The organism is Spirillospora sp. NPDC049652 (assembly GCF_040675125.1).
Taxonomy (GTDB): domain Bacteria; phylum Actinomycetota; class Actinomycetes; order Streptosporangiales; family Streptosporangiaceae; genus Spirillospora.
In genome coordinates this window covers 1-1007 of the sequence record NZ_JBFAOF010001592.1, presented here as the reverse complement: position 1 = coordinate 1007, position 1007 = coordinate 1, and the positions used below count along the sequence as shown (strand labels likewise).

The 1007-nt window shown below is 72.9% G+C and carries 1 protein-coding gene; it reads right to left on the bottom strand.

Annotation, left to right across the window (positions count from 1 at the left end):
• Window positions 1-319: 319 nt before the first annotated feature.
• Window positions 320-1007: formyltetrahydrofolate deformylase (locus tag AB0J52_RS42170; RefSeq protein WP_500188941.1), on the bottom strand; the 688-nt coding region annotated here is incomplete at its 5' end.

Here is a 1007-nt window from a genome sequence, read left to right as displayed (position 1 = left end):
GCCGCGCAGCCGCCGACCGCGACCAGCGCCAGGCCCGTCCCGGCGAGCAGCGCCGTCCGCCGCGACCGGAACTCGGCCAGCGCGGTCCGGCGGGCCTGCTGCCTGGCCTGCGCCTCCTCGATGAGGTCGTCCACCAGCGTCTCGCCCATCACACCCCCACGCGGCGCCGCGACCGGGACCGGCCGGAATGCCGCTTACCCATGGTGAGGCAAAAGGCACACGCAGTGAAACCCGCCATGCCGCGAACACCCGAGCCGGGCTCCGCCTCGCGAGCAGGAATCCGCAGGTCAACGCCGGTGGGACGGGGAGGCGGCCCGGGTCAGCGGAAGACGACGGTGCGGTCGCCGTTGAGCAGGATGCGGTGCTCGGCGTGCCAGCGGACGGCGCGGGCGAGCGCCAGGCATTCGACGTCGCGGCCCACGGCGACCAGCTCGGCGGCGCTGTGCGCGTGGTCGACGCGCGCGACCTCCTGCTCGATGATCGGCCCCTCGTCCAGGGCGGGCGTCACGTAGTGCGCGGTCGCGCCGATCAGCTTCACCCCGCGCGCGTGCGCCTGGTGGTAGGGCTTGGCGCCCTTGAAGCTCGGCAGGAACGAGTGGTGGATGTTGATGATCCGGCCGGGCAGCTTGGCGCAGAAGCCGTCGGAGAGGATCTGCATGTAGCGGGCGAGGACGACCAGGTCGGCGCGGTAGTGGGCGACCAGCGTCAGGATCTCCTCCTCCTGCGCCGCCTTGCCGCCGCGCTCCACCGGCAGGTGGTGGTAGTCGATCCCGTACGACTGGGTGAGCGGCCGCATGTCCGGGTGGTTGGACGCGACGGCGACGATGTCCACGTCCAGCATCCCGGACCGCTGCCGGTACAGCAGGTCGTTCAGGCAGTGCCCGAACCGCGACACCATGATCAGCACGCGGGGGCGCTCGGCGGTGTCGTACAGCCGCCAGTCGAGCCCGAGCCCGGTGCCGAGCTCGGCGAACCGCCCGCGCAGCCCGTCGGCGTCCACGTCCGCC